The sequence below is a fragment of the Enterobacter sp. CP102 genome, from assembly GCF_025152625.1.
Classification (GTDB): Bacteria; Pseudomonadota; Gammaproteobacteria; order Enterobacterales; family Enterobacteriaceae; genus Enterobacter; species Enterobacter soli.
Genome location: NZ_CP104014.1, coordinates 105,172 through 128,768, shown reverse-complemented (window position 1 = coordinate 128,768; position 23,597 = coordinate 105,172). Strand labels below are relative to the sequence as shown.

24 protein-coding genes are annotated in these 23,597 nt (G+C 53.9%); 12 read left to right on the top strand and 12 right to left on the bottom strand.

All coding sequences use genetic code 11. The features are described from left to right. Positions 1-15: 15 nt before the first annotated feature. Together grxC and N1249_RS00620 are read right to left on the bottom strand one after the other, a co-directional pair. Positions 16-267: a glutaredoxin 3 gene (gene grxC, locus N1249_RS00625; protein WP_014068373.1), complete on the bottom strand. Its 252-nt coding sequence runs from the start codon at positions 265-267 to the stop codon at positions 16-18. Between the two features lie 11 nt (positions 268-278). Continuing rightward, complete coding sequence (locus tag N1249_RS00620) at positions 279-710, bottom strand: rhodanese-like domain-containing protein (protein WP_166718128.1); 432 nt, start codon at positions 708-710, stop codon at positions 279-281. A 249-nt stretch (positions 711-959) separates the two neighbouring features. Between N1249_RS00620 and gpmM the strand changes: the two genes are divergently transcribed. From gpmM to N1249_RS00605, 3 genes are read left to right on the top strand one after another with little or no spacing between them, the layout of a single operon-like run. Beyond that, a complete protein-coding gene (gene gpmM / locus N1249_RS00615; RefSeq protein ID WP_259833741.1) occupies positions 960-2,504 on the top strand; it encodes a 2,3-bisphosphoglycerate-independent phosphoglycerate mutase in 1,545 nt (514 codons plus the stop codon). 33 nt (positions 2,505-2,537) lie between these two features. Beyond that, positions 2,538-3,797: a murein hydrolase activator EnvC gene (envC, locus tag N1249_RS00610; protein ID WP_259838274.1), complete on the top strand. Its 1,260-nt coding sequence runs from the start codon at positions 2,538-2,540 to the stop codon at positions 3,795-3,797. Positions 3,798-3,800: 3 nt separating this feature from the next. Beyond that, a complete protein-coding gene (locus N1249_RS00605; protein ID WP_259833740.1) occupies positions 3,801-4,736 on the top strand; it encodes a divergent polysaccharide deacetylase family protein in 936 nt (311 codons plus the stop codon). A gap of 37 nt (positions 4,737-4,773) precedes the next feature. On the opposite strand, the gene N1249_RS00600 is transcribed toward N1249_RS00605, so the two are convergent. From N1249_RS00600 to kbl, 6 genes are all read right to left on the bottom strand, one after another. Further along, positions 4,774-5,685 carry a capsular polysaccharide synthesis protein gene (locus N1249_RS00600; RefSeq protein ID WP_259833738.1) on the bottom strand — a complete coding sequence of 304 codons (912 nt, stop codon included), beginning with the start codon at positions 5,683-5,685 and terminating at the stop codon, positions 4,774-4,776. Between the two features lie 15 nt (positions 5,686-5,700). Next, on the bottom strand, positions 5,701-6,549 hold the full coding sequence (locus N1249_RS00595) for a glycosyltransferase (RefSeq protein ID WP_259833736.1): 849 nt from the start codon (positions 6,547-6,549) through the stop codon (positions 5,701-5,703). 71 nt (positions 6,550-6,620) lie between these two features. Further along, on the bottom strand, positions 6,621-7,886 hold the full coding sequence (locus N1249_RS00590; protein WP_311202514.1) for an O-antigen ligase family protein: 1,266 nt from the start codon (positions 7,884-7,886) through the stop codon (positions 6,621-6,623). A 63-nt stretch (positions 7,887-7,949) separates the two neighbouring features. Continuing rightward, positions 7,950-9,530 (bottom strand): phosphoethanolamine transferase, encoded by a 1,581-nt coding sequence (locus N1249_RS00585; protein ID WP_259833733.1) that lies wholly within the window; start codon positions 9,528-9,530, stop codon positions 7,950-7,952. A gap of 176 nt (positions 9,531-9,706) precedes the next feature. Beyond that, positions 9,707-10,732, bottom strand: coding sequence for an L-threonine 3-dehydrogenase (gene tdh / locus N1249_RS00580; RefSeq protein ID WP_259833731.1), 1,026 nt, complete (start codon positions 10,730-10,732; stop codon positions 9,707-9,709). 9 nt (positions 10,733-10,741) lie between these two features. After that, complete coding sequence (gene kbl / locus N1249_RS00575; RefSeq protein ID WP_014068363.1) at positions 10,742-11,938, bottom strand: glycine C-acetyltransferase; 1,197 nt, start codon at positions 11,936-11,938, stop codon at positions 10,742-10,744. Between the two features lie 215 nt (positions 11,939-12,153). Between kbl and rfaD the strand changes: the two genes are divergently transcribed. From rfaD to N1249_RS00550, 5 genes are read left to right on the top strand one after another with little or no spacing between them, the layout of a single operon-like run. Continuing rightward, the gene (gene rfaD, locus N1249_RS00570; protein ID WP_259833729.1) at positions 12,154-13,086 is read left to right on the top strand and encodes an ADP-glyceromanno-heptose 6-epimerase; all 933 of its coding nucleotides are present in this window, start codon (positions 12,154-12,156) and stop codon (positions 13,084-13,086) included. Positions 13,087-13,088: 2 nt separating this feature from the next. Further along, positions 13,089-14,135 carry an ADP-heptose--LPS heptosyltransferase RfaF gene (gene rfaF / locus N1249_RS00565; protein ID WP_259833727.1) on the top strand — a complete coding sequence of 349 codons (1,047 nt, stop codon included), beginning with the start codon at positions 13,089-13,091 and terminating at the stop codon, positions 14,133-14,135. 3 nt (positions 14,136-14,138) lie between these two features. After that, positions 14,139-15,125 (top strand): lipopolysaccharide heptosyltransferase RfaC, encoded by a 987-nt coding sequence (gene rfaC, locus N1249_RS00560; protein WP_259833726.1) that lies wholly within the window; start codon positions 14,139-14,141, stop codon positions 15,123-15,125. Next, a complete protein-coding gene (rfaQ, locus tag N1249_RS00555) occupies positions 15,118-16,221 on the top strand; it encodes a putative lipopolysaccharide heptosyltransferase III (RefSeq protein WP_014068359.1) in 1,104 nt (367 codons plus the stop codon). The genes rfaC and rfaQ overlap by 8 nt, the downstream gene beginning before the upstream one ends. Beyond that, positions 16,218-17,327, top strand: a complete 1,110-nt coding sequence (locus N1249_RS00550; RefSeq protein ID WP_259833723.1) for a glycosyltransferase family 4 protein — start codon at positions 16,218-16,220, stop codon at positions 17,325-17,327. Before rfaQ ends, N1249_RS00550 begins: the two co-directional genes overlap by 4 nt. On the opposite strand, the gene N1249_RS00545 is transcribed toward N1249_RS00550, so the two are convergent. Continuing rightward, positions 17,306-18,409: a glycosyltransferase family 4 protein gene (locus tag N1249_RS00545; RefSeq protein ID WP_259833721.1), complete on the bottom strand. Its 1,104-nt coding sequence runs from the start codon at positions 18,407-18,409 to the stop codon at positions 17,306-17,308. The genes N1249_RS00550 and N1249_RS00545 overlap by 22 nt on opposite strands. A 157-nt stretch (positions 18,410-18,566) precedes the next feature. On the opposite strand from N1249_RS00545, the gene N1249_RS00540 reads away from it, so the two are divergent. From N1249_RS00540 to coaD, 4 genes are all read left to right on the top strand, one after another. Then, positions 18,567-19,550, top strand: coding sequence for a glycosyltransferase (locus tag N1249_RS00540; protein WP_259833717.1), 984 nt, complete (start codon positions 18,567-18,569; stop codon positions 19,548-19,550). A 66-nt stretch (positions 19,551-19,616) separates the two neighbouring features. Next, a complete protein-coding gene (gene waaA / locus N1249_RS00535) occupies positions 19,617-20,891 on the top strand; it encodes a lipid IV(A) 3-deoxy-D-manno-octulosonic acid transferase (RefSeq protein ID WP_166718140.1) in 1,275 nt (424 codons plus the stop codon). After that, positions 20,891-21,661 carry a glycosyltransferase family 2 protein gene (locus N1249_RS00530; protein ID WP_259833714.1) on the top strand — a complete coding sequence of 257 codons (771 nt, stop codon included), beginning with the start codon at positions 20,891-20,893 and terminating at the stop codon, positions 21,659-21,661. Before waaA ends, N1249_RS00530 begins: the two co-directional genes overlap by 1 nt. A 3-nt stretch (positions 21,662-21,664) precedes the next feature. Further along, positions 21,665-22,144 (top strand): pantetheine-phosphate adenylyltransferase, encoded by a 480-nt coding sequence (coaD, locus tag N1249_RS00525; protein ID WP_166718142.1) that lies wholly within the window; start codon positions 21,665-21,667, stop codon positions 22,142-22,144. A gap of 46 nt (positions 22,145-22,190) precedes the next feature. On the opposite strand, the gene mutM is transcribed toward coaD, so the two are convergent. From mutM to rpmB, 3 genes are all read right to left on the bottom strand, one after another. Then, positions 22,191-23,000, bottom strand: coding sequence for a bifunctional DNA-formamidopyrimidine glycosylase/DNA-(apurinic or apyrimidinic site) lyase (gene mutM / locus N1249_RS00520; protein ID WP_166718143.1), 810 nt, complete (start codon positions 22,998-23,000; stop codon positions 22,191-22,193). Positions 23,001-23,074: 74 nt separating this feature from the next. Continuing rightward, positions 23,075-23,242: a 50S ribosomal protein L33 gene (gene rpmG, locus N1249_RS00515; RefSeq protein WP_003024094.1), complete on the bottom strand. Its 168-nt coding sequence runs from the start codon at positions 23,240-23,242 to the stop codon at positions 23,075-23,077. Positions 23,243-23,264: 22 nt separating this feature from the next. Further along, positions 23,265-23,501, bottom strand: coding sequence for a 50S ribosomal protein L28 (rpmB, locus tag N1249_RS00510; RefSeq protein WP_002436699.1), 237 nt, complete (start codon positions 23,499-23,501; stop codon positions 23,265-23,267). Positions 23,502-23,597 lie beyond the last annotated feature (96 nt).

Below are 23,597 nucleotides of genomic sequence, written 5' to 3'. Positions count from 1 at the left end.
TTGTCCTAAAGTCTCTTAGCGCAGCAGGGGATCGAGTCCACCACGTGCGTCGAGCGCATACAAGTCATCACAGCCGCCAATGTGCTGCGCATCAATAAAAATCTGCGGAACCGTCGTACGGCCACTACGTTGAATCATCTCTTCGCGTTTTGTCGCGTCACCATCAATAGGCAGTTCCTGGAAGGTGACGCCTTTGCTGTTCAGCAGCGCTTTTGCACGGTGGCAGAACGGGCAGGTTGCTTTGGTGTAGATCTCGATATTGGCCATGACTGGGCTCCTTATTTACCGCGAACCAGAGGAAGGTTTTCCCCGCTCCAGCCGGAAATGCCTTCTTTCAGTACAGATACGTTTTCAAAACCGGCTTTGTGCAGTGCGCTTGCAGATTCCTGCGCCTGCATCCCGGTACCGTCTACAACGATAATAGGCTGGGCTTTATGCTTATCCAGCTCGCCAATATTGTTCGCTTTAATTTCAGCAGGCAGCAGGTTAACAGAACCTGCAATGTGGCCTTTACGGAAATCATCGCGCTGACGCAGGTCAACGACGACGGCATCTTCTTTGTTGATAAGACGCGTCGCTTCACCACGGGTAATTACCCGAATTTTGGACGTCAGGCCCTTAAAGGTGGTGAACAGCACTGCGGCCAGTAGACCAATCCACGCGATGCTCAGTACCGGGTGGCGGCTAACAAATTGCATAATTTCTTGCATGGGGGGTAACAACTCCCGTCTAAAGTGATTAAAAAAACCAGGACAGGAGTATACCTGTGCGTTGTGGCAAATACAGCCAGCGACAATAAGCTAATCCATTTTCTGCGGGATGCCACGAAAAAAAAGCCCTAAAATGACCTGAGAAGCCCCTTGCCCCTACGCATTCTTTGATCTTCTGCGGCTATTTGATCGATTCAGCTGTAGTAAAATTACGCAAATTTTTTGTCTCTTGAGCATGAGGTTATCGCAATGTCGGTTTCTAAAAAACCTATGGTACTGGTGATTCTGGATGGCTATGGCTACCGTGAAGACAGCCAGGATAACGCTATTTTCAACGCCAAAACCCCGGTCATGGATGCGCTGTGGGCAAAACGTCCCCATACCCTGATTGATGCATCTGGCCTGGAAGTGGGTCTGCCGGATCGCCAGATGGGCAACTCCGAAGTCGGTCACGTTAACCTGGGTGCGGGTCGTATTGTGTATCAGGATCTGACCCGTCTGGACGTTGAAATTAAAGAACGGACTTTCTTCTCCAACCCAACGCTGTCGGGTGCGGTTGATAAAGCCGTTGCCGCGGGCAAAGCGGTACACATCATGGGTCTGCTCTCTGCGGGCGGCGTTCATAGCCACGAAGATCACATTATGGCGATGGTTGAGCTGGCAGCAGAACGCGGTGCTGAGAAAATCTATCTGCACGCTTTCCTTGATGGCCGCGATACACCACCGCGCAGCGCTGAAGGTTCCCTGAAAGCTTTCGAAGACAAATTTGCCGCACTGGGCAAAGGTCGTGTGGCCTCCATCATTGGTCGTTACTACGCAATGGACCGCGACAACCGTTGGGATCGCGTTGAACAAGCTTATGACCTGATGACCCTGGCAAAAGGCGAGTTCCAGTTTGCGACCGCTGTAGAAGGTCTGGAAGCGGCTTACGCCCGCGATGAAAACGACGAATTCGTAAAAGCGACGGTTATCCGTGCTGAAGGTCAGGCCGATGCTGCGATGGAAGACGGCGATGCGTTGATCTTCATGAACTTCCGTGCTGACCGTGCGCGTGAAATCACCCGTGCATTCGTGAACAGCGATTTCGACGGCTTCGCCCGTAAGAAAGTGGTGAAACTTGATTTCATCCAGCTGACCGAATACGCCGCAGACATCAAAGCGCCATGCGCTTATCCACCGGCCTCACTGGAAAACACCCTCGGTGAGTGGATGGCGAAAAACGATAAAACACAGCTGCGTATCTCCGAAACAGAGAAATACGCGCACGTGACCTTCTTCTTTAACGGTGGCGTTGAAGAGCCGTTCAAAGGCGAAGACCGTATCCTGATCAACTCGCCGAAAGTGGCTACTTACGACCTGCAACCCGAAATGAGCTCTGCCGAGCTGACTGAAAAACTGGTCGCGGCTATCGAAAGCGGCAAGTACGACACCATCATCTGTAACTATCCGAATGGCGATATGGTTGGCCATACCGGCGTGATGGAAGCCGCAATCAAAGCCGTTGAAGCGCTGGATCACTGCGTTGAGCAGGTTGCAAAAGCGGTTGAATCCGTAGGTGGCCAGCTGCTGATCACCGCCGACCACGGTAACGCAGAACAGATGCGCGATCCGTCTACCGGCCAGGCTCACACTGCCCACACCAACCTGCCTGTTCCGCTGATCTATGTTGGTGATAAATCACTGAAAGCGGTGGAAGGCGGCAAGCTTTCCGACATCGCTCCAACCATGTTGACGCTGATGGGCATGGAAATCCCTAAAGAGATGACTGGCAAGCCGCTGTTCATCGTGGAATAATCGCTCCCCATGAGGGGAAAGGCGATTTTTTCAATCACATGGGTCGTGAAGCCGCTTCGGTTATCAGTCAGGGCCCTATTTTGCGCCAGCGCACTCAGCGCTGGCGTATTGCTGTGCGCAGCATCCGCCCATGCGGACGATCGCGACCAGCTTAAATCTATTCAGGCCGATATCGCAGCCAAAGAGCGCGCGGTACGCCAGCAACAACAGCAGCGTTCATCACTCCTTGCCCAACTAAAGCAGCAGGAAGAAGCCATCTCTACTGCCGCGCGCAAGCTACGTGAAACTCAAAACACCCTCGCGCAGCTGAACAAACAGATCGACGAAATGAATGCCTCGATTGCCAGACTGGAGCGCCAGCGCGCCAGCCAGGAGCGCAATCTCGCAGCTCAGCTTGATGCCGCCTTTCGTCAGGGGGAACATACCGGTATTCAGCTGATTTTAAGCGGGGAAGAGACTCAGCGCGGCCAGCGTTTGCAGGCCTACTTCGGTTACCTGAACCAGGCCCGCCAGGAAACTATCGCTCAGCTGAAACAAACCCGCGAAGAAGTTACCTCGCAAAAAGCCGAGCTGGAAGAGAAGCAGAGTCAGCAGCAAACGCTGCTCTACGATCAGCAGGCACAGCAGGCGAAGCTCGAGCAGGCGCGTAATGAGCGTAAAAAAACCCTCTCTGGTCTTGAGTCGTCCATTCAGGAAGGCCAGAGCCAGCTGAGCGAGATGCGCGCCAACGAATCAAAACTGCGTAACAGCATTGCCCGTGCAGAAGCGGCCGCCAAAGCGCGCGCCGAGAGAGAAGCACGTGATGCGCAGGCCGTTCGCGACAAGCAACAAGAAGCGTCCCGCAAAGGGACAACCTACAAACCAACGGAGAGCGAACGCTCACTGATGTCGCGTACCGGCGGTCTGGGTGCGCCTCGCGGTCAGGCTTACTGGCCTGTTCGCGGCTCTATTCTGCATCGCTATGGCGAACAGTTGCAGGGTGAGCTACGTTGGAAAGGGATAGTTATCGGTGCGTCTGAAGGTAGCGAAGTAAAAGCGATTGCCGATGGCCGCGTGATCCTTGCCGACTGGTTGCAGGGTTACGGGCTTGTGGTGGTAGTCGAACACGGCAAAGGCGATATGAGCCTTTACGGCTACAACCAGAGCGCACTGGTCAGCGTGGGCACGCAGGTGCGCGCAGGCCAACCCATCGCCCTTGTGGGCAGCAGTGGCGGTCAGGGCCGCCCGTCACTCTATTTCGAAATTCGTCGCCAGGGTCAGGCGGTCAATCCACAGCCGTGGTTGGGAAGATAAGTTTTGCTTCAATTTCGTCGAATTGTTCTCTCCGTCGCCAGCGCACTGGCGCTGGCAGCACCGGTATACGCAGGCAAACTTGCCATCGTCATTGATGATTTCGGTTATCGTCCGCAAACCGAAAACCAGGTACTGGCGATGCCGTCAGCCATTTCCGTCGCCGTGCTGCCCAATGCACCACATGCGCGCGAAATGGCAACCAAAGCCCACAACAGCGGGCATCAGGTTCTGATCCACTTACCGATGGCACCAATCAGTAAGCAACCGCTGGAAAAAGACACCCTCCGCCCGGACATGAGCAGCGATGAAATCGATCGCATTATCCGCGATGCGTACAACAAAGTGCCGTATGCCGTGGGCCTCAATAACCATATGGGCAGCGCGATGACATCCAGCCTGTACGGGATGCTCAAGGTGATGCAGGCGCTGGAGCGCTACAATCTCTATTTCCTGGACAGCATGACCATCGGCAACAGCCAGGCCATGCGCGCAGCCCAGGGCACAGGGGTGAAGGTCATTAAGCGCAAGGTGTTCCTGGATGACACCCAAAACGAAGCGGATATCCGCGTGCAGTTTAATCGCGCGGTGCAGCTGGCGCGTCGCAACGGCTCAGCAATTGCTATCGGCCACCCGCATCCGTCTACCGTGCGCGTCCTGCAACAGATGCTGCCGACGTTGCCTGCCGATATCACGCTGGTGCGCCCGAGCGACCTGCTGAATGAACCACAGTCTGATACGTCGACACCGAATCTTTCACAACCTGCTAAGCCATCTGCGCCGCGTAATCCGTTCCGCGGCGTGAAGAGCTGTAAACCGAAACAACCGCCAGCGCCGGTCTACGCGACCCGCTTCTTCACGGTGATTGGCGAAAGCATTGGCGAAAGCACGCTGGTGAAATACGTTCAGCAACAATGGCAGGGATGGGGTAAGAAATCCTGATAACAAAAAGCCACCTGTGAGGGTGGCTTTTTTGTCATTACAGACGGAAGGTATCGTCGAGGATCTGGCTGTACAGCGTCGGCTTCCCGTTATCCGCCGTACGATACTGTTCCTTGTGGGAGAGTTTATAGATGCCCACAGGATCGCGATTCAGGGTATCAATCGCCGCCGCATCAGGTGCAGCAGAGATAAACTGGCGAATCAAAAAGCGATTATTTCCCGTCACCGGCTGCGCATTCATGATCTCGCGAAACTGAGGATAACGTTCGCGGGCATACAAGAAGCTGTAATCAATTAAGAAATATTCGATCAGGGTATCGTGCTGTTGCCAGTAGCGATAAAGGATATCCCGAACCAGTTTCACCAGCGTATTGCCCTTTTGCGAGGCAAGAAAATAGGCCGTCCAGAATCCCTGGCTTGTCGCATTTTCACCCGAATCAAAACGCAGCGATGAGAAGCTATTTTCATAGAAGGATTCAGGCACGGCTTTCGTCATCAAGACGGTGGCATCCATCCAGATCCCGCCGTACTGGTACAGTAATGAGCAGCGAACAATATCGGAATATTGCGCTTTGCTGATAAGTCCGGCCTGATACTTGGTTTTAATGTGTTCCGGTAACGAGAGGTAGTCAGGAATATTATCATCCGTCAGGATGACAACCCTGGCGTCAGGCGTATTACGTTGTACGGATTCGATACAACGCTTAACCAGCGCTGGTGCGCTTTCCAGCCCCTGAAACCAGCAAATCCAGATGATGCGTGACTGGGCAGGTTCAGTGTTACTCGCGGATTCAGGCTGAATTTTCAGCGCATCAATCACGCCAAACAGCGTCTCTTTTTTCTTCTGCTCAAAATGCTCAGCCGCACGCTGGAAAAGAGATAAACCGGTTTTTTTGTGCCAGCGCCGTGTTTTCTTGATGAGCTTATTCGTTAAATTAAGATTCATCATTTCACCTTATTAATATCAGAATAGCTCTTTTAATGTACGGCGTAGCAGTTTCATTCTCAGCTTGGCATCTTTTTTACGCCCGCGTAATAAACAGTTCATACGCGAAGATTTAAAGCCACGAAACGACATCAGCTGGAACAGGTTATTACTTTTGGTTTCTTCGGACATGTGCTCGCGGTATTTAAAATAGAGCTTGCGGTAAGCATTATATTTTTTAATTTGCGATGTAATACGGTTACTGCCGTGCTCAGCATCCACCATAGCGGTGCTAAAGCTGTATTTAATACCGGGACCATATGTCAGGATTAATTTAATCCAGACATCGCGATCCTGCTGTTGTTTAATCTCAGGGGAAAAACCACCCACGCCTGACAGTTTCTCTTTCGTGGTCAGGACCTGATTACCCACCACGTTTTCACACAGGATATCCTGTAAACCAATTATTCTTTTATTGTTGGTATCAGGGTAAGTGCGGTGGGTTTTATCCAGGCGGGCTGGGGTATCCGTGACAAAGGCATAGTTTTCATCGTAGCGGGAAACCAGCTTTGCCAAACGCTCAGGGAGGAAATAGTCGTCGTCATCCAGACCGGTGACAAACACACCGTGGGAGAGTGCGTAACCCCGGTTGCGGCTGAAGTTAGAGCCGCTGTTCTTCTCATTACGTTCATAAGTGAAATGCACAAAACGCGCTTCACATTCTGATCGTATACGTTCAATAAGTTGCGCCGTTTTTTCGTTCGAACAGTCATCAACAATAATCAATTCTACAGCAGGATAAGTCTGAGCAATTACTGAGCGAATAGCGCGTTCCAGCAAATCCTCTCTGTTGTAGGTGGTGATGATTACTGAAATCAGTTCGTTCATAGCGTGCTCGTCTGTTAAATGACATTTTTCCACCGGGAGAATACCTTTTTCCCGGTGGAGAATCAAAACGATTACTTTATGATATCCCGGTGCTTGTTTTGCTCCAGGAAAACAACCGACATTATAAGCGTCAGCATCCAGGCAACCGGTGTTGTTTTAGAATAGAACATGACGCCGCTTAAACCGAACATAATTAATGATGCTAAGAATGCACAAAGAATAACGCTGTTTAGCTTCCGCAATGCATACCACGCAAGAGATATGACAAACAGAATATAAAGAATTAAACCTGACGGACCTTTTAAAGAAAGCGTCTCAACCACTTCATTATGCAAGTGACCACGCATATGTTCTAACGCGCCTGCCAGGCTAGGATCTTTTTTCACCACTTCAGCAATTTTGGCATTACGCACATCAGTGGATTGCCAGAAATAGTTATCTTCTGCCGCAATTAAACCGGTTTTCCACATGGCAAAACGCGCCCCAACGGACGTGGTGCTGTTGTCTTTATCATAGGCAACAATGTCGTGGTTTAAATCGTTATAACGCTGGATCAGGCTGTGTTTCATCATAAACATGCCCGCAAGCAACGCGACCAAAAGCACACCAACACCTTTCCACGGGATATGCCTTTCTTTGTAGAACTTCACCACCAGCAGGCCGAAGAAAATGACAGGATACGCCAGAATAGCGGCACGTGTTTCTGTAGAAACCAGAATCAGGAAGGTAATAAAGAAGTGCGCAAGGATGCCAAACTCTTTCCAGCGGGAAGCGCTGTGCTGCATCACAAGGATGGTATAGAAGGAGATAAAGGCAATAGTATACGCCGCACCCGTCGCGTTGGTCCCCCCCTTCAGTGCAAGCGTTACCCTTTGACTATCAAGGAAAAAGTGCTGATAACTTGCATAAACAATAATCATCACCTGAAGCAGAACAGCCAGAAATACATGGACTTTATTGCTACCGATTTTGAGCTGACTTCTGTTTGCAAATACAAACAGCGAAAATGCGCCAAACAAGCAAATTTTACCCACTTCCAGGTAAGCGCGGTAAGAGTTAATCGCCGGGCTACTCTCTACCTTAAACATGCGATACCAGACGAGATCGCAAATACCGATAACCAGCAGCACCAGGCATAGCCAAAATGCATCATGTTTTTTAAAGTTTTTAATATCCAGTAAAAATGCAACCAGAGCCACAATACCGGCAACACTAAATACTTTTATCGAAAAATTGGGTGAAATAATAACGCACCCAAACGCAACAGCACATAGCCCAAATAATAACTGTAATAAATAATATTGGGTCTTATCTAATGTTAAGTTACTCATCATCATTCCACTTACTGAAAGTAAAAAACAGGCTAGCACATCCCGTTACGTTTGTTGATCGTACCTGTGTTAACGAATATTGCGCCATTCATACGACTTACCGGTCGTATCCAGCACCGTCACATTCTTATCGTAACTGCCAAGCCAGGACTGTACCGATTGCACAGGCTCTCCCTGACGATGAATGCCTAACCACAACTCCGCGAGCGTGTTTACATCGTCAGCCGACCAGGGCTTATTATAGTCGCCAATGAATTTATTTTTAGGATCAACCTGTTGCCCGTACCAGATAAACATCGGGATGTGCAGGGCTTCTCTCGGAGGATTAACGTTACCGTGAGAGTAAACCACTGAACGCTGCGGATCGCGAATCAGACCATGATCGGAAAAATACATCACCGATGAACGCGAGTTTTCCAGTGTACGGAAGACATCGCCCATCAGAGTATCGGTGTAACGCACCGAGTTATCGTAACAATCATCGGCTTCGCTGCCGCCATGCAGAACAGCCTGGTTTGCCGGGAAGCGTCGACAGGCGGGCTCGTGGCTACCGTAAAGGTGCAGGACGATGATTTTTTTGCCCGGTTTTTTCAGCGCCTCATTCAGTAGCGGCAGCAGGTCTTCATCATAGCCACCTTCTACCCACTGATGCTCCTTCGTGTTCATGGCGATGCCGGTAATGACATTATTATGCGCCCCGCCCTTGCCCTGGCGGCTAAACCAGTAGGTGTCATATCCCGCTTTATTGGCGATATTAATAACATTATCGCTGTATTTATGCGGATCGCGCTTGCTCACGGTATCGGCTGTCATCGCTAACGGCACGGCCATAATGGTGACCGGCGCAGGAGTCACGGCATTGCGGAACAGCAAAAGCTGCGATTTCTGCTTCTCCAGCTCCGGCGTGGTATCCCGTGGATAACCATAGATACCCATGTTTGCCGTGCGCTCTGACTCACCGATGATCAGCACATAGTTTTCAATCCCAGTGTCTGACAGCGTGAGTTTATAATCGGGAATGTTATTGCCAATATTGGCGACCACCGCGTTATCTTCTATCGCCTGCATAAACACTTTTGCGGTACTGACTGGTGTGGCCTGCACGACGCGCTGCGCCATGCTTTCGACATTACTTCTTCTGAGCTGATGCTGCCAGGCCTGGCCAATAAAGGCTGCGAGCGTTAATGCCAGCGCAATACCCGGCCAGCGACGAAAACGCGGTGCAACGGGCCATCCACCGGTGTTGGCGGTATAGATAAACAGTGCGGAAAACGCCACAAAGATAATGCATTCACGCCAGTACAGCCCGAGCATCGAACTGGCTTCACCCGGTGTGGTATTTAATACGCTGAGCGCAAATCCGTAGCTGAATGCTGAATTGAAGTTATTCCACGCATATAACTGAAGGGTAAGATCAGCCGCGACCGGAATTAATAAAACCACCGCCAGTACGTTTTTAATAAATTTATTATTTATACATTTTAACGTCAGCAATATCAGTACAAATACCAGCGTCCGGTTAATCACCGCATTATATTTGGCATTGATAATATTAACGCCAATAACTATTAGCAGGGAAATAACTACAGTTAAAAAAGCGGCAAGCCGTGAAGGGGTATCAACCAACTTTTGCGAAAACAATGTGGACATAATGACCTGATTAGCCTGGCAATATCTTTCCTGACGTAATCATTATAACTGCAAGAATGAACGTGCGGAGAAGACTAAGTGGAGAAAAATTCGCCAGAAGTTAACAAGTAACCTCTGGAAAGTCAAACCGCTAAAAAGTGTAAGGGCACCCGTAAAAACGGGTGCCTGAGAGCAGGTTAATCCCAGCTCAGGATAACTTTCCCGGACTGGCCTGAACGCATTGCGTCAAAGCCCTGCTGGAACTCATCGATGGAGAAGCGATGCGTAATGATTGGCGACAGATCCAGGCCAGACTGGATCAGTGCAGCCATCTTGTACCAGGTTTCGAACATCTCGCGGCCATAGATACCTTTGATGAACAGACCCTTGAAGATGACTTTGTTCCAGTCGATGGACATGTCTGAAGGCGGAATACCCAGCATGGCGATACGGCCACCGTGGTTCATGGTATCCAGCATGGTACGGAACGCCGGCGGCGCACCGGACATCTCCAGGCCCACGTCGAAGCCTTCGGTCATGCCCAGCTCAACCATCACGTCGTTCAGGCTCTCTTTAGAGACATCCACCGCACGGGTAACGCCCATCTTACGCGCCAGCGACAGACGGTATTCGTTCACGTCGGTGATCACCACGTTGCGCGCCCCTACGTGCTTCGCTACGGCTGCCGCCATAATGCCGATTGGGCCTGCACCAGACACCAGCACATCTTCACCCACCAGATCGAACGACAGCGCCGTATGCACCGCGTTACCGAACGGGTCGAAGATGGAGGCCAGATCGTCGGAAATGTTGTCCGGGATTTTGAATGCGTTGAACGCCGGGATCACCAGGTATTCCGCGAAACAGCCAGGACGGTTCACGCCCACACCCACGGTATTGCGGCACAGGTGCGTACGGCCACCGCGGCAGTTACGGCAGTGGCCGCAGGTGATGTGGCCTTCGCCAGACACGCGATCGCCAATTTTAAAGCCTTTCACTTCCTGGCCGATGCCAACCACTTCGCCGACATATTCGTGGCCAACCACCATCGGTACCGGAATGGTTTTCTGCGACCACTGGTCCCAGTTGTAGATATGGACGTCAGTACCGCAGATCGCGGTTTTACGGATTTTGATCAGCAGATCGTTATGACCGACTTCCGGCTCCGGCACGTCGGTCATCCAAATCCCTTCTTCTGCTTTCAGTTTGGATAACGCTTTCATCTCACGTCCTCAGGCAATCACGCCCAGTTGTTTGCCAATGCGGGTAAAGGCTTCAACCGCACGTTCAATTTGTTCAGGCGAATGCGCCGCAGACATCTGGGTGCGAATACGCGCCTGACCTTTTGGCACCACCGGGAAGAAGAACCCGGTGACGTAAATCCCTTCTTTTTGCAGTTCACGGGCAAAGTTCTGCGCCACAACCGCATCGCCCAGCATGACCGGGATGATCGCGTGATCGGCGCCGGCCAGAGTAAAACCTGCAGCGCTCATTTTTTCACGGAACAGACGCGCGTTGGACCACAGACGGTCACGCAGTTCCGCGCCTGATTCCACCATCTCCAGCACTTTGATGGAGGCAGAAACAATGGCCGGTGCCAGGGAGTTGGAGAACAGGTACGGACGGGAGCGCTGACGCAGCCACTCGACCACTTCTTTACGTGCAGCGGTATAGCCGCCGGATGCGCCGCCCAGTGCTTTACCGAGCGTGCCGGTGATGATATCCACACGGCCCATCACGTCGCAGTATTCGTGTGAACCACGGCCGTTTTCGCCCACAAAGCCCACTGCGTGAGAGTCATCGACCATCACCAGTGCATCGTATTTGTCTGCCAGATCGCATACGCCTTTCAGGTTGGCAATCACGCCGTCCATCGAGAACACGCCGTCGGTGGCAATCAGTACATGACGAGCACCGGCTTCACGCGCCTCTTTCAGGCGTGCTTCCAGTTCTGCCATGTCGTTGTTGGCATAGCGGAAACGCTTCGCTTTACACAGACGCACGCCATCGATAATGGAAGCGTGGTTCAGCGCATCGGAAATAATCGCATCCTCTGCGCCCAGCAGCGTTTCAAACAGGCCGCCGTTAGCATCGAAACAAGAGGAGTACAGGATCGCGTCTTCCATTCCGAGGAAGCTCGCCAGCTTTTTCTCAAGCTGCTTGTGGCTGTCCTGCGTGCCGCAAATAAAGCGCACGGAGGCCATACCGAAACCGTGGGTGTCCATGCCGTTTTTCGCAGCGGCAATCAGCTCAGGGTGATTCGCAAGACCTAAATAGTTGTTCGCACAAAAGTTAATCACATGGCTGCCATCGGCGACGGTGATGTCCGCCTGCTGCGCAGAAGTGATGATGCGTTCTTCTTTGAACAACCCTTCCGCACGTGCGGTGTCCAGGTCGCTGTTTAACTGTTTGTAAAAATCACCACGCATTGCAATTCTCCAGACTCGGCAAATTTCGGCACATATTACCCAAACCTATACTTCATGACGAGATGACACATTATCTCTTGTCGTTTTTGTAGCATAAATCACGCGTACCCATGCGCGATGTCGGTGAATGGCTGAAGGGTCGCCATACTAATGATATGATAGAAACATTAGCGTCCGGGATTGTCCCCGGACTCCACACTTCAAAGGTTACAGTTATGATTATCGTTACCGGCGGCGCGGGCTTTATCGGCAGCAATATTGTTAAGGCTCTCAATGACAAAGGCATCACCGACATCCTGGTGGTGGACAACCTGAAAGACGGCACCAAATTTGTAAACCTGGTGGATCTGAACATCGCTGACTACATGGATAAAGAAGACTTCCTTATCCAGATTATGGCGGGTGAAGAGTTCGGCGAGATCGAAGCCATCTTCCACGAAGGTGCGTGCTCTTCCACCACCGAGTGGGACGGCAAGTACATGATGGACAACAACTATCAGTACTCCAAAGAGATCCTGCACTACTGCCTGGAGCGTGAAATTCCGTTCCTGTATGCCTCTTCTGCGGCAACCTACGGCGGCCGTACATCAAACTTCATCGAATCCCGCGAATATGAGCAGCCGCTGAACGTGTATGGCTACTCTAAGTTCCTGTTCGACGAATATGTGCGCCAGGTTCTGCCTGAAGCGAATTCCCAGATCGTGGGCTTCCGTTACTTCAACGTATACGGGCCGCGTGAAGGCCACAAAGGCAGCATGGCGAGCGTGGCGTTCCACCTGAACACCCAGCTGAATAATGGCGAAAGTCCGAAACTGTTCGAAGGCAGCGATAGCTTCAAGCGTGACTTCGTGTATGTGGGCGACGTTGCCGCAGTGAACCTGTGGTTCTGGGAAAACGGCGTGTCCGGCATCTTCAACCTGGGTACCGGCCGTGCAGAATCCTTCCAGGCCGTTGCAGACGCAACCCTGGCGTACCACAAAAAAGGCAGCATTGAGTACATTCCGTTCCCGGAAAAACTGAAAGGCCGCTACCAGGCATTCACTCAGGCTGACATGACCAACCTGCGTGCTGCAGGCTACGACAAGCCGTTCAAGACCGTTGCCGAAGGCGTAACGGAATATATGGCCTGGCTGAACCGTAGCGCGTAAGTATGAAAATTTTGGTGATAGGCCCGTCATGGGTGGGCGACATGATGATGTCGCAAAGTCTCTATCGCACGCTCAAGGCGCGCTATCCCCAGGCGATAATTGACGTGATGGCACCTGCATGGTGCCGTCCGCTGTTATCGCGGATGCCTGAAGTTAACGACGCCATCCCGATGCCGCTCGGCCACGGGGCGCTGGAAATCGGCGAACGCCGCAAGCTCGGCCACAGCCTGCGCGAAAAGCGCTACGACCGCGCTTACGTGCTGCCAAACTCGTTCAAATCCGCCTTAGTGCCCTTCTTTGCTGGCGTGCCTCATCGTACCGGCTGGCGCGGTGAGATGCGTTACGGCCTGCTGAACGACGCCCGCGTGCTGGATAAAGCGGCCTGGCCGCTGATGGTGGAGCGCTATGTGGCACTGGCCTACGACAAAGGCGTGATGCGCAGTGCGAAAGACCTGCCGCAGCCGCTGTTGTGGCCACAGTTGCAAGTTAACGATGGCGAAAAATCCCAGACCTGCAACGCGTTTGGTATTTCTGACGAACGCCCGATGATCGGTTTCTGCCCTGGCGCAGAGTTTGGCCCGGCAAAACGCTGGCCGCACTATCACTACGCCGAACTGGCAAAACAGCTTATCGACGAAGGCAACCAGATTGTCCTGTTCGGCTCGGCGAAAGATCACGAAGCGGGTAATGAAATCCTTGCCGCGCTGAGCACAGAACAGCAGGCCTGGTGCCGCAACCTGGCCGGGGAAACTCAGCTTGAGCAAGCGGTTATTCTGATTGCCGCCTGTAAAGCCGTGGTCACCAACGACTCTGGTCTGATGCACGTTGCTGCCGCCCTTAACCGCCCGCTGGTTGCCCTGTATGGTCCAAGCAGCCCGGACTTCACCCCACCGCTGTCACACAAAGCGCGTGTGATTCGCCTGATCACCGGCTACCACAAGGTGCGTAAAGGCGATGCGGCGCAAGGCTATCATCAGAGCCTGATCGACATTACGCCAGAGCGCGTGCTCGAAGAGCTTAACGAACTGCTGTTGAGCGAAGAAGGATAGCGAATGCGGGTATTGATCGTTAAAACCTCTTCGATGGGCGATGTTCTGCATACGCTGCCGTCCCTGACGGACGCGATGCAGGCCATTCCCGGCATTCGTTTTGACTGGGTGGTGGAAGAAGGCTTCGCGCAGATCCCCACCTGGCATGAAGCGGTCGATCGCGTGATCCCGGTAGCTATCCGCCGCTGGCGTAAGGCGTGGCTCTCGGCACCGATTAAAACCGAGCGCAAAGCGTTTCGCGAAGCGGTGCAGGCTCAGCATTACGATGCCATTATCGACGCGCAAGGGCTGGTCAAAAGCGCTGCGCTGGTGACGCGACTGGCGCACGGCGTAAAGCACGGCATGGACTGGCAAACCGCCCGCGAACCGCTGGCAAGCCTGTTCTATAACCGTCGCCATCATATTGCGAAGCAGCAGCACGCGGTGGAGCGTACCCGTGAGCTGTTCGCCAAAAGTCTGGGTTATGCCAAACCTGAAATGCAGGGCGATTACGCTATTTCGCAGCATTTCCTCCATAATTCACAGCACGTTAGCGCGCCTTATCTGATTTTCCTCCATGCCACCACCCGGGATGACAAACACTGGCCGGAAGCCCACTGGCGTGAGCTGATTGGTCTACTGGGCAACACAGGTTTGCACATCAAACTGCCGTGGGGTGCCCCGCATGAAGAAGCGCGCGCCAAACGCCTGGCGGAAGGGTTTGATTATGTGGACGTGTTGCCACGCATGAAGCTCGACGGCGTGGCACAAGAGCTGGCGGGCGCGACGGCAGTGGTATCGGTGGATACTGGCCTGAGCCACCTGACGGCCGCGCTGGATAGACCTAATATTACGCTTTACGGCCCAACGGACCCGGGTCTTATCGGCGGCTACGGAAAAAATCAATATATCTGCCGCCCGGAACATTCATCGCAGTTGAGCGACCTCAGCGCCGCTGCGGTATTTGCGCAATTAGAGCCTTTGCTGGCAGCAGAGAGAGCCTATGTCTGATTTTTTCTCAGCGGAGCGCCCACCAAAGCGCGTGCTGATCATTAAGCTGCGTCACCACGGTGACGTGCTGCTTACCTCGCCGGTCTTTACCGTCCTGAAAAAGAACTGGCCGAACGTTGAAGTCGACGCGCTGGTCTATGACGACACGCAGGCGATGCTGACCAGCCACCCGCATATCGATCAGGTGCATACCATTGGTCGCAACTGGCGCAAAAAGGGCTGGTTCGAGCAGTTCCGCCTGTATCGCGCGCTGGTCAATACGCTGAAAGGGCGCCAGTACGATGTGCTGATTAATCTGACCGAACACTGGCACGGCGCGCGTCTGGCGCGTCGGCTGAAGCCGCGTGTCTCCGTCGGCTTTAAGCCGGATAAACGCGGTGGACTGGCACGTCGTCGCTGGGTGAAATCCTTCACCACGCTCTACCCGGCGATTCAGGACAACAGCCGCCATATGGTGGAAGTAAACCTGGACGCCCTGCGCCGGATCGGTATTCACCCGCAGTCTGATGAAGACAAACATACCCTGTTTGTACCGGGTGACGCGGCGGAAACCTCCGTTGCAGAGAAACTGGCCGGTTTTGGTCTACAGAGTAAATCCTACATTCTGGTGCACCCGACGTCGCGCTGGATGTTTAAAGCCTGGGATATCAAAAAGCTGGCGGCAACAATCGATAACCTGGCGGCTCGTGGCCTGCCGATTATCCTCTCTGCCGCGCCGTCAAAAGAAGAAACCGCGTATATGGATGAGCTGCGTGCTGCGCTTACCCAGCCGGTGTTTGATTTAAGCGGTCAGCTGAACCTGAAAGAGCTGGGCGCCCTGATGAAGCACGCGCGTATTTACTTTGGCGTTGACTCCATGCCAATGCACCTTGCGAGTGCTGTGGGGACCCCAACAGTCGCAATCTTTGGCCCAACCGGGGCAATCAAATGGGCACCGTGGGGCGTGAATTATCGCGTGATCACTGCCGGGTTTACCTGCCAGCCTTGCGGCAAGGCAGGCTGCGGTGACGGTGGCGTTTCCGACTGCATCACCGCCATTACCCCGCAACAGGTGCTGAGCGCCATTGATACCCTGCTGCTGGAATATCCTGCATGAAGCTGGCGATCGTCCGACAGACCTACAACCCCAACGGCGGCGCGGAGCGTTTTGTTTCCCGCGCGCTGAACGTGCTGGCCCAGGACACGACTCTGGATGTCACGCTGATTGCCCGCCAGTGGGAAGATGCTTCAGGCTGGAAAACGCTGACGGTAAACCCGCCCTTCCGCAACCGTATTGCCCGTGAGTCCGGATTTGCAGTGGAAGCGGCCTCGCATTTTGCTCAGTTCGATATTGTGCAAAGCCATGAACGAATTCCAGGGGCAACCATTTTCCGCGCAGGCGATGGCGTACACGCCACCTGGCTTGAGCAGTATGGTCGCATTTTATCGCCGCTGGCACGCTGGGCGCAGTCGTTCAGCCGCTACCACCGCTATATTTTGCAGGCCGAAGCGCAGATGTTTACCCATCCGCAGCTGCGCACCGTTATCTGCAACTCGAAAATGGTGCGTGATGACATCGCCCGCCGTTTTGCCTTGTCGGATGACAAACTGACCGTTATCTACAACGGCGTGGATACGGCGTATTTCAGCCCGGTGGTCCGCTCGTTGTCGCAGCGCGCGGCGCTCGGCATCCCGGAAGATGCGCCAGTGCTGGCGTATGTCGGGTCTGGTTTTAGCCGTAAAGGTGTGGCCACCGCGCTGCGTGCCATTGTCCCGCATTCTGACGTCTGGCTGCTGGTTGCCGGCCGCGATAAACACGCGCGCAAATTTGAAAAGCTGGCACAGACGCTCGGCGTGGCGTCACGCGTGCGATTCCTGGGGCCGGTGGCGGATGTGCGGGAAGTTTACGGCACGGCGGATGCGCTGATCCTGCCGACGCTCTACGATCCGTTCCCGAACGTCTGCGTGGAAGCGCTGGCCTGCGGTCTGCCGCTGCTCACCAGCCACGGCTGCGGCGCGGCAGAGTGGATAACTGAAGGTCAAAACGGCTGGGTGCGCGACGCGCTCGACAGTGAAGGCTACCAGCAGGCTATCGCCCACTGGCTGCAAGGCCGTGGCCAGGGCGTTGATTATTCAGCGTCTGCGCGCGCAACGGCTGAACCCTACACCCTGGACAGAATGGCAAAAGAGCTCCAGGCGCTTTATCGCGACCTGCTGCGCTGAGCCGCTTCAGAGAAGACTTTCTCCATCGCGTCCAGCATACATTCGCGAGTAAAGTGGGTGCTCAGGTAATCATAACCCTGCTGCGCCAGCTTCTCGCGAAGGGCTGCGTCGTCATACAGTTTTACGATGCCATCGTGCAGCGCTTTTTCATCGCGCTGTGCGACCAGAATCCCCGTCTGCCCATCAATCACCGCATCCGCTGTCCCACCCGCATCTGTCGCGATGGTGGCAATGCGAGACGCCAGCGATTGCAGGACGCCCTGAGGGACACCTTCCATATCGTGTGAAGGACTCAGCGCAATATCAAACGCCGGGAACCAGCGCTCAGGATCGCTTTGATGCCCCGCCATTACCACACGCTGTTGCAATTCCAGCCCGACGATTTCCTGCTCCAGCGTGGCCTTGTGCGGCCCTTCCCCGACAATCGCCAGCTTGATGTGCGGGTTATCAATTTGCGCCAGGGCGCGCAGCAGCACGCTGTGGCCTTTGTTCGGACGCAAATGCGATACCACCCCCAGCCAGAAATCCTCCTGCGCCAATCCGCAGTGCACGCGGGCGTCGTGTTTATCTGCCGGATGAAAACGCTGCGTATCCACACCGCTCGGCACGGATGTGCTCTGGGACATAGGAACGCCAATATCCGCCACCTGATGACGCAGCGCCTCACCGGTCGTGACGATATGGGCGCAGGCTTTACGGAACAGCCAGCGCGTCGTCCAGTTATTGCGCGGCACACCAGAGGCATGGCGCGTGCGCACCAGCGGAACAGGGTTCGACAGCGTCAGGTTTGCCAGCGCAACCAGCCAGGTATCCGCCGAGTTATGACTATTGATGACATCAATCGATTTGCGGTTGTCACTCAGCCAGCGACGCAACAATTGCAGGTTTTTAAGGTTCTTACGTTTTAACGGCATGGTGACAACCTTTAACCCGGCGCTTTTCGCCATTGCGTGCAGCGGCGCGGTTTCCGGGCAAAGAATGGTCACCTGATGGCCACGCTGAATCATGCCTAACGATTCGTTAATAATGCGCAAAGGCTGCCCGCCTTTACCACCGTCTGCTTCAGTGTGAACAATATGCATACATTTCCTGTTATGAATCTCGCCAGCGTGACGCTAATTTGCCGCCTGAGGGTATCTTTGTCCTTCCAGGCATATGTTTTTAGTATCCACCAGATATAATACAGCACGAATGGTACCACCAACATGGGTGGCCTGCCCTGAACACAACGGAGAAAGCATGTCCGACACACCTTTATTGAGCCTTGTGGTCGCCGTCTATAACGGTGAAAAATTCCTGAGTGCATTTTTCGACAGCATCAAAGCTCAACATCTGGACAGTCTGGAACTTGTCGTTGTGGACGATGGGTCAAGCGATAACTCTGCAGCGATCATTGCGCAATACGCCAGTGAGTTCCCGTATTACAAGGTTATCGAACAGAGCAACCAGGGCGTTTCTGCCGCCCGTAATACCGGTCTGGCTGAGGCCACAGGCGAGTATGTCGCATTCCCGGATATCGACGATGTGATCTACCCCGGCATGTACCCACGCCTGCTTGAGATGGCGAAGAAAAACGATCTCGACGTCGCCACCTGTAACGGTACCTATATTTACGATGACGGCAGACCTTCAAAAAAAATCTTCCCGTCTGACAAACTGCAATCCACCGACGTGCTGGACGGCCCAACCTGGCTTCAGCGCGCGCTGGCATCGCGTAAATTCCTGCATGTGACCTGGCTGAATATTTATCGCCACGCCTTTATTAAAGCGCAGGGGTTCACGTTTGAGCATGGGCTGCGCCACCAGGATATTCCGTGGACCACCGAAGTGCTGCTGACCGCCAAACGCGTTCAGTACACAGACGAAACCTTCTATGACTATCTCATCCATTCTGCGTCGGTATCACACACGCCGGGCACGGATGACACGCGGATGCGTAACGCGCGTCACTATATGAAAATCCTTGAGATGCTGTACGTTATCAACCAGCGCTACCCGGATGCTGTGCGCCGCGTGCCGGCCTGCCAGTGGCAAATCGCGAAAGAGGGTCTGGGGATCCTGCACGCGATTAACAACATTGGCGATACGGCCAAAAAACGTGAAATTATCCAGGAGCTGTTCGATCGCGGGATCTGGACGCTTATCTGGAAAAACGCCCGTGGGCTTCGCCAGCACTGGCGCCTGGGTCGCCGTTATTTCCGTTTAAAGCGGTATCTGGCATAAGAGATAGCTTTACCTGGCTTAAATGCTTAGAATTTGCCCGCCGAAACTAAAAAAACGGATAATCGCTTGGAATTGTTGTATACCGCCCTGCTCTACATCATTCAGCCACTGGTGTGGCTGCGACTGTTGCTTCGTAGCCGTAAAGCGCCTGCGTACCGAAAACGCTGGGCTGAACGCTATGGCTATTGCCGCAATAAAGTCGCCCCGGACGGTATTTTGCTGCATTCCGTTTCTGTTGGCGAAACGCTGGCGGCTATTCCGCTGGTACGCGCCCTGCGCCATCGTTACCCCTCTTTGCCGATCACCGTCACCACCATGACCCCGACCGGCTCTGAGCGTGTGATGTCCGCATTTGGCAAAGACGTGCATCACGTCTATTTGCCTTACGATCTGCCCTGCGCCATGAATCGTTTCCTGAATACCGTTCGCCCAAAGCTTGTGATCGTGATGGAAACCGAACTGTGGCCGAATATGATTTCCGCCCTCCATGCCCGTAAGATCCCGCTGGTTATCGCCAACGCGCGCCTTTCTGAGCGCTCGGCTAAAGGCTACGGCAAGCTGGGTAAATTTATGCGTCGTCTGCTGGGCAAGATCACGCTGATTGCCGCACAAAACGAAGAAGACGCCGCACGCTTTGTCTCTCTTGGCCTCAAACGCAACCAGCTTGCGGTGACCGGCAGCCTGAAATTCGATATTTCGGTCACACCTGAGCTTGCCGCACGCGCTGTCACGTTGCGTCGCCAGTGGGCCCCGCGCCGCCAGGTCTGGATTGCCACCAGCACCCACGACGGCGAAGAAGAGGTCATCCTGCAAGCGCACCGTAAGCTGCTGGAAAAATTCCCGGATTTACTGCTGATTCTGGTGCCGCGTCACCCGGAACGTTTCAAAGACGCCCGCGAGATGGTGCAGAAAGGCGGTTTCAGTTTCACCCTGCGCAGCAGCGGCGAGATCCCATCCAGCAGCACCCAGGTGGTGATTGGCGATACGATGGGCGAACTGATGCTGCTGTACGGAATTGCCGACCTCGCCTTTGTGGGCGGCAGCCTGGTTGAGCGCGGTGGTCATAACCCACTGGAGCCTGCGGCGCACGCGATCCCGGTGCTGATGGGCCCGCACACATTTAATTTCAAAGATATCTGCGCTAAATTGCAGCAAGCCGATGGCTTAATTACCGTGACCGATGCTGACTCGGTGGTCAAAGAGGTGTCAAACCTGCTGACTGACGAAGATTACCGTCTGTGGTACGGCCGCCATGCCGTCGAGGTGCTGCATCAGAACCAGGGCGCACTGACTCGTCTGCTGCAACTTCTTCAACCTTATCTGCCTCAGCGGAGCCATTAATGTCTCAGCGTCTGTCGGTCGTCATGATCGCCAAAAACGCCGCCGACCTGCTTCCCGATTGCCTGGCCTCTGTGGCCTGGGCTGACGAAATTGTCCTCCTCGATTCAGGCAGTGAGGACAACACGGCAGAGATAGCCCGTGCAGCAGGCGTAAAGGTGTACACGAATACGGACTGGCAGGGTTATGGCGTCCAGCGTCAACGCGCGCAATCTTATGCAACCGGCGACTATGTGCTGATGATCGACACCGACGAGCGCATTACGCCAGAGCTTCAGCAGGCAATTCAGGGCGTGCTCGCCGCGCCTCAGTCAGGTGCTGTATACAGCATCGCGCGTCGTAACTACTTTCTCGGCCGGTTTATGCGCCACAGCGGCTGGTACCCTGACCGCGTGATGCGCCTCTATGAACGCGAGCGCTACCAGTACAACGATAACCTGGTCCATGAATCCCTGGCCTGCGACGACGCTCAGGTAGTCGCCTTAAACGGTGATTTACTGCACCTGACCTGCCGCGATTTCGCCAGCTTCCAGCGTAAACAGCTCAACTACGCTACTGCATGGGCACAGGAACGCCATCAGCGCGGCAAGAAGGCAACGCTGACCGGTATTTTCACCCATACGATCGGGGCATTTCTGAAAACCCTGCTGCTGCGTGGCGGTGTGCTGGACGGAAAACAGGGCTGGTTACTGGCAGTTGTGAATGCCCAGTATACTTTTAACAAATACACCGAGCTGTGGGCGCTGAGCCGCGGCTACTCAGAGAAAGCGTGAGCCATGAGCACAAAAGCGATTTATCCGGGTACCTTCGATCCAATCACCAACGGTCATCTTGATATCATCACCCGTGCGGCAAGCATGTTTGATAAGGTGATTCTGGCGATTGCCGCCAGCCCAAGCAAAAAGCCGATGTTCGATCTGCCCGAGCGCGTTCAGCTCGCTACCGATGCGATTTCACATCTGTCGAACGTTGAAGTGGTGGGGTTCAGCGACCTGATGGCCAATTTCGCCCGTACCCAGCAGGCTAATATCCTGATCCGTGGGTTACGCGCGGTGGCTGACTTCGAGTATGAGATGCAGCTGGCGCACATGAACCGCCATCTGATGCCGGATCTGGAGAGCGTGTTCCTGATGCCGTCAAAAGAGTGGTCGTTTATCTCTTCCACGCTGGTGAAAGAGGTCGCCCGTCATCACGGCGATGTGACCCACTTCCTGCCGGTGAACGTCCATCAGGCGCTGATGGAAAAGCTTAAGTAGCCCTCTGATTGCCGGGCGGCGTTACGCTTGCCCGGCCGGAACTGCATTACTTCTGGCACTGGCGGCAGTAAAACGTGGCGCGCTGAGCGTGTTTCGTGGCAATAATCGGTGTCCCGCACACTCTGCACGGCTCTCCCTTACGGCCATACACCTGCAACTCCTGCGCAAAATAGCCCGGCTTACCGTCACTTTGCAGGAAATCCTTCAGCGTCGTTCCGCCCTGCTCAATCGAACGCAGCAGTACCGCTTTAATCACTCTGACCAGCAGTTCACACTCCTGGGCCGACAGCGACGACGCCAGACGGTCAGGATGAATGCCCGCAGCAAACAGGGATTCACTGGCGTAGATATTGCCCACGCCCACCACCAGCTTGTTATCCATCAGCCAGGGTTTGATCGGGGTTTTCTTCTTCGCGCACTTCTCTTTCAGGTAGTCTGCGTTAAAGGCGTCAGAGAGTGGCTCAGGCCCCAGATGGGCCAGCACGCTATGCCCTTCAAGCTCTTTGGTCCACAACCACGCCCCAAAGCGACGCGGGTCGGTGTAGCGCAGCACTTTGCCATTGCTCATCACCAGGTCCACATGGTCATGCTTTTCGGCAGGTAACTCTTCACTGAGGATACGCAGGCTCCCGGACATCCCCAGGTGGATGATAATCCAGCCATCCGGCAGCTCCAGCAGCAGATACTTGGCGCGGCGCTGCACGCTCAGAATCGGTTTATCACTCAGGGCGTGGATCTCATCGGAAACCGGCCAGCGCAGACGGCCATTGCGCACGACAGCATGAAGAATGGTCGCGCCAACCAGATGGGGTTCAATACCGCGGCGGCTGGTCTCTACCTCAGGTAATTCAGGCATGGTTCCTCCGTTGAGAGAGTCAGAATGCAAAAAACCCCGCAGGAGCGGGGTTTTTCAATACAAGGAGACTAAAATTATTTAATTTTAGCTTCTTTGTACAGTACGTGCTGGCGTACAACTGGATCGAATTTTTTCAGTTCCAGTTTTTCCGGCTTAGTACGTTTGTTCTTCGTGGTGGTGTAGAAGTGACCTGTACCAGCAGAAGAAACCAGCTTGATTTTCTCGCGAATACCTTTAGCCATGATTTATTTCCTCTTTAAGTACTTAGTACTTTTCGCCACGGGCACGCAGTTCGGACAGAACTGTATCGATGCCTTTCTTATCAATAACACGCATACCTTTAGCAGATACACGCAGGGTGACAAAACGCTTCTCGCTCTCAACCCAGAAACGGTGAGAGTGCAGGTTCGGCAGGAAACGGCGTTTAGTCGCGTTCAGTGCGTGGGAACGGTTGTTACCGGTCACCGGACGCTTGCCAGTAACTTGGCAGACTCGGGACATGTCTATTCTCCAAAAATCAAATTAGCTCGAGCTTCGTATGGGGTATCGGCGCCTCGTCAGGCTTTACAGCCCGGTCATCGCAGTTCTAAGCGAACT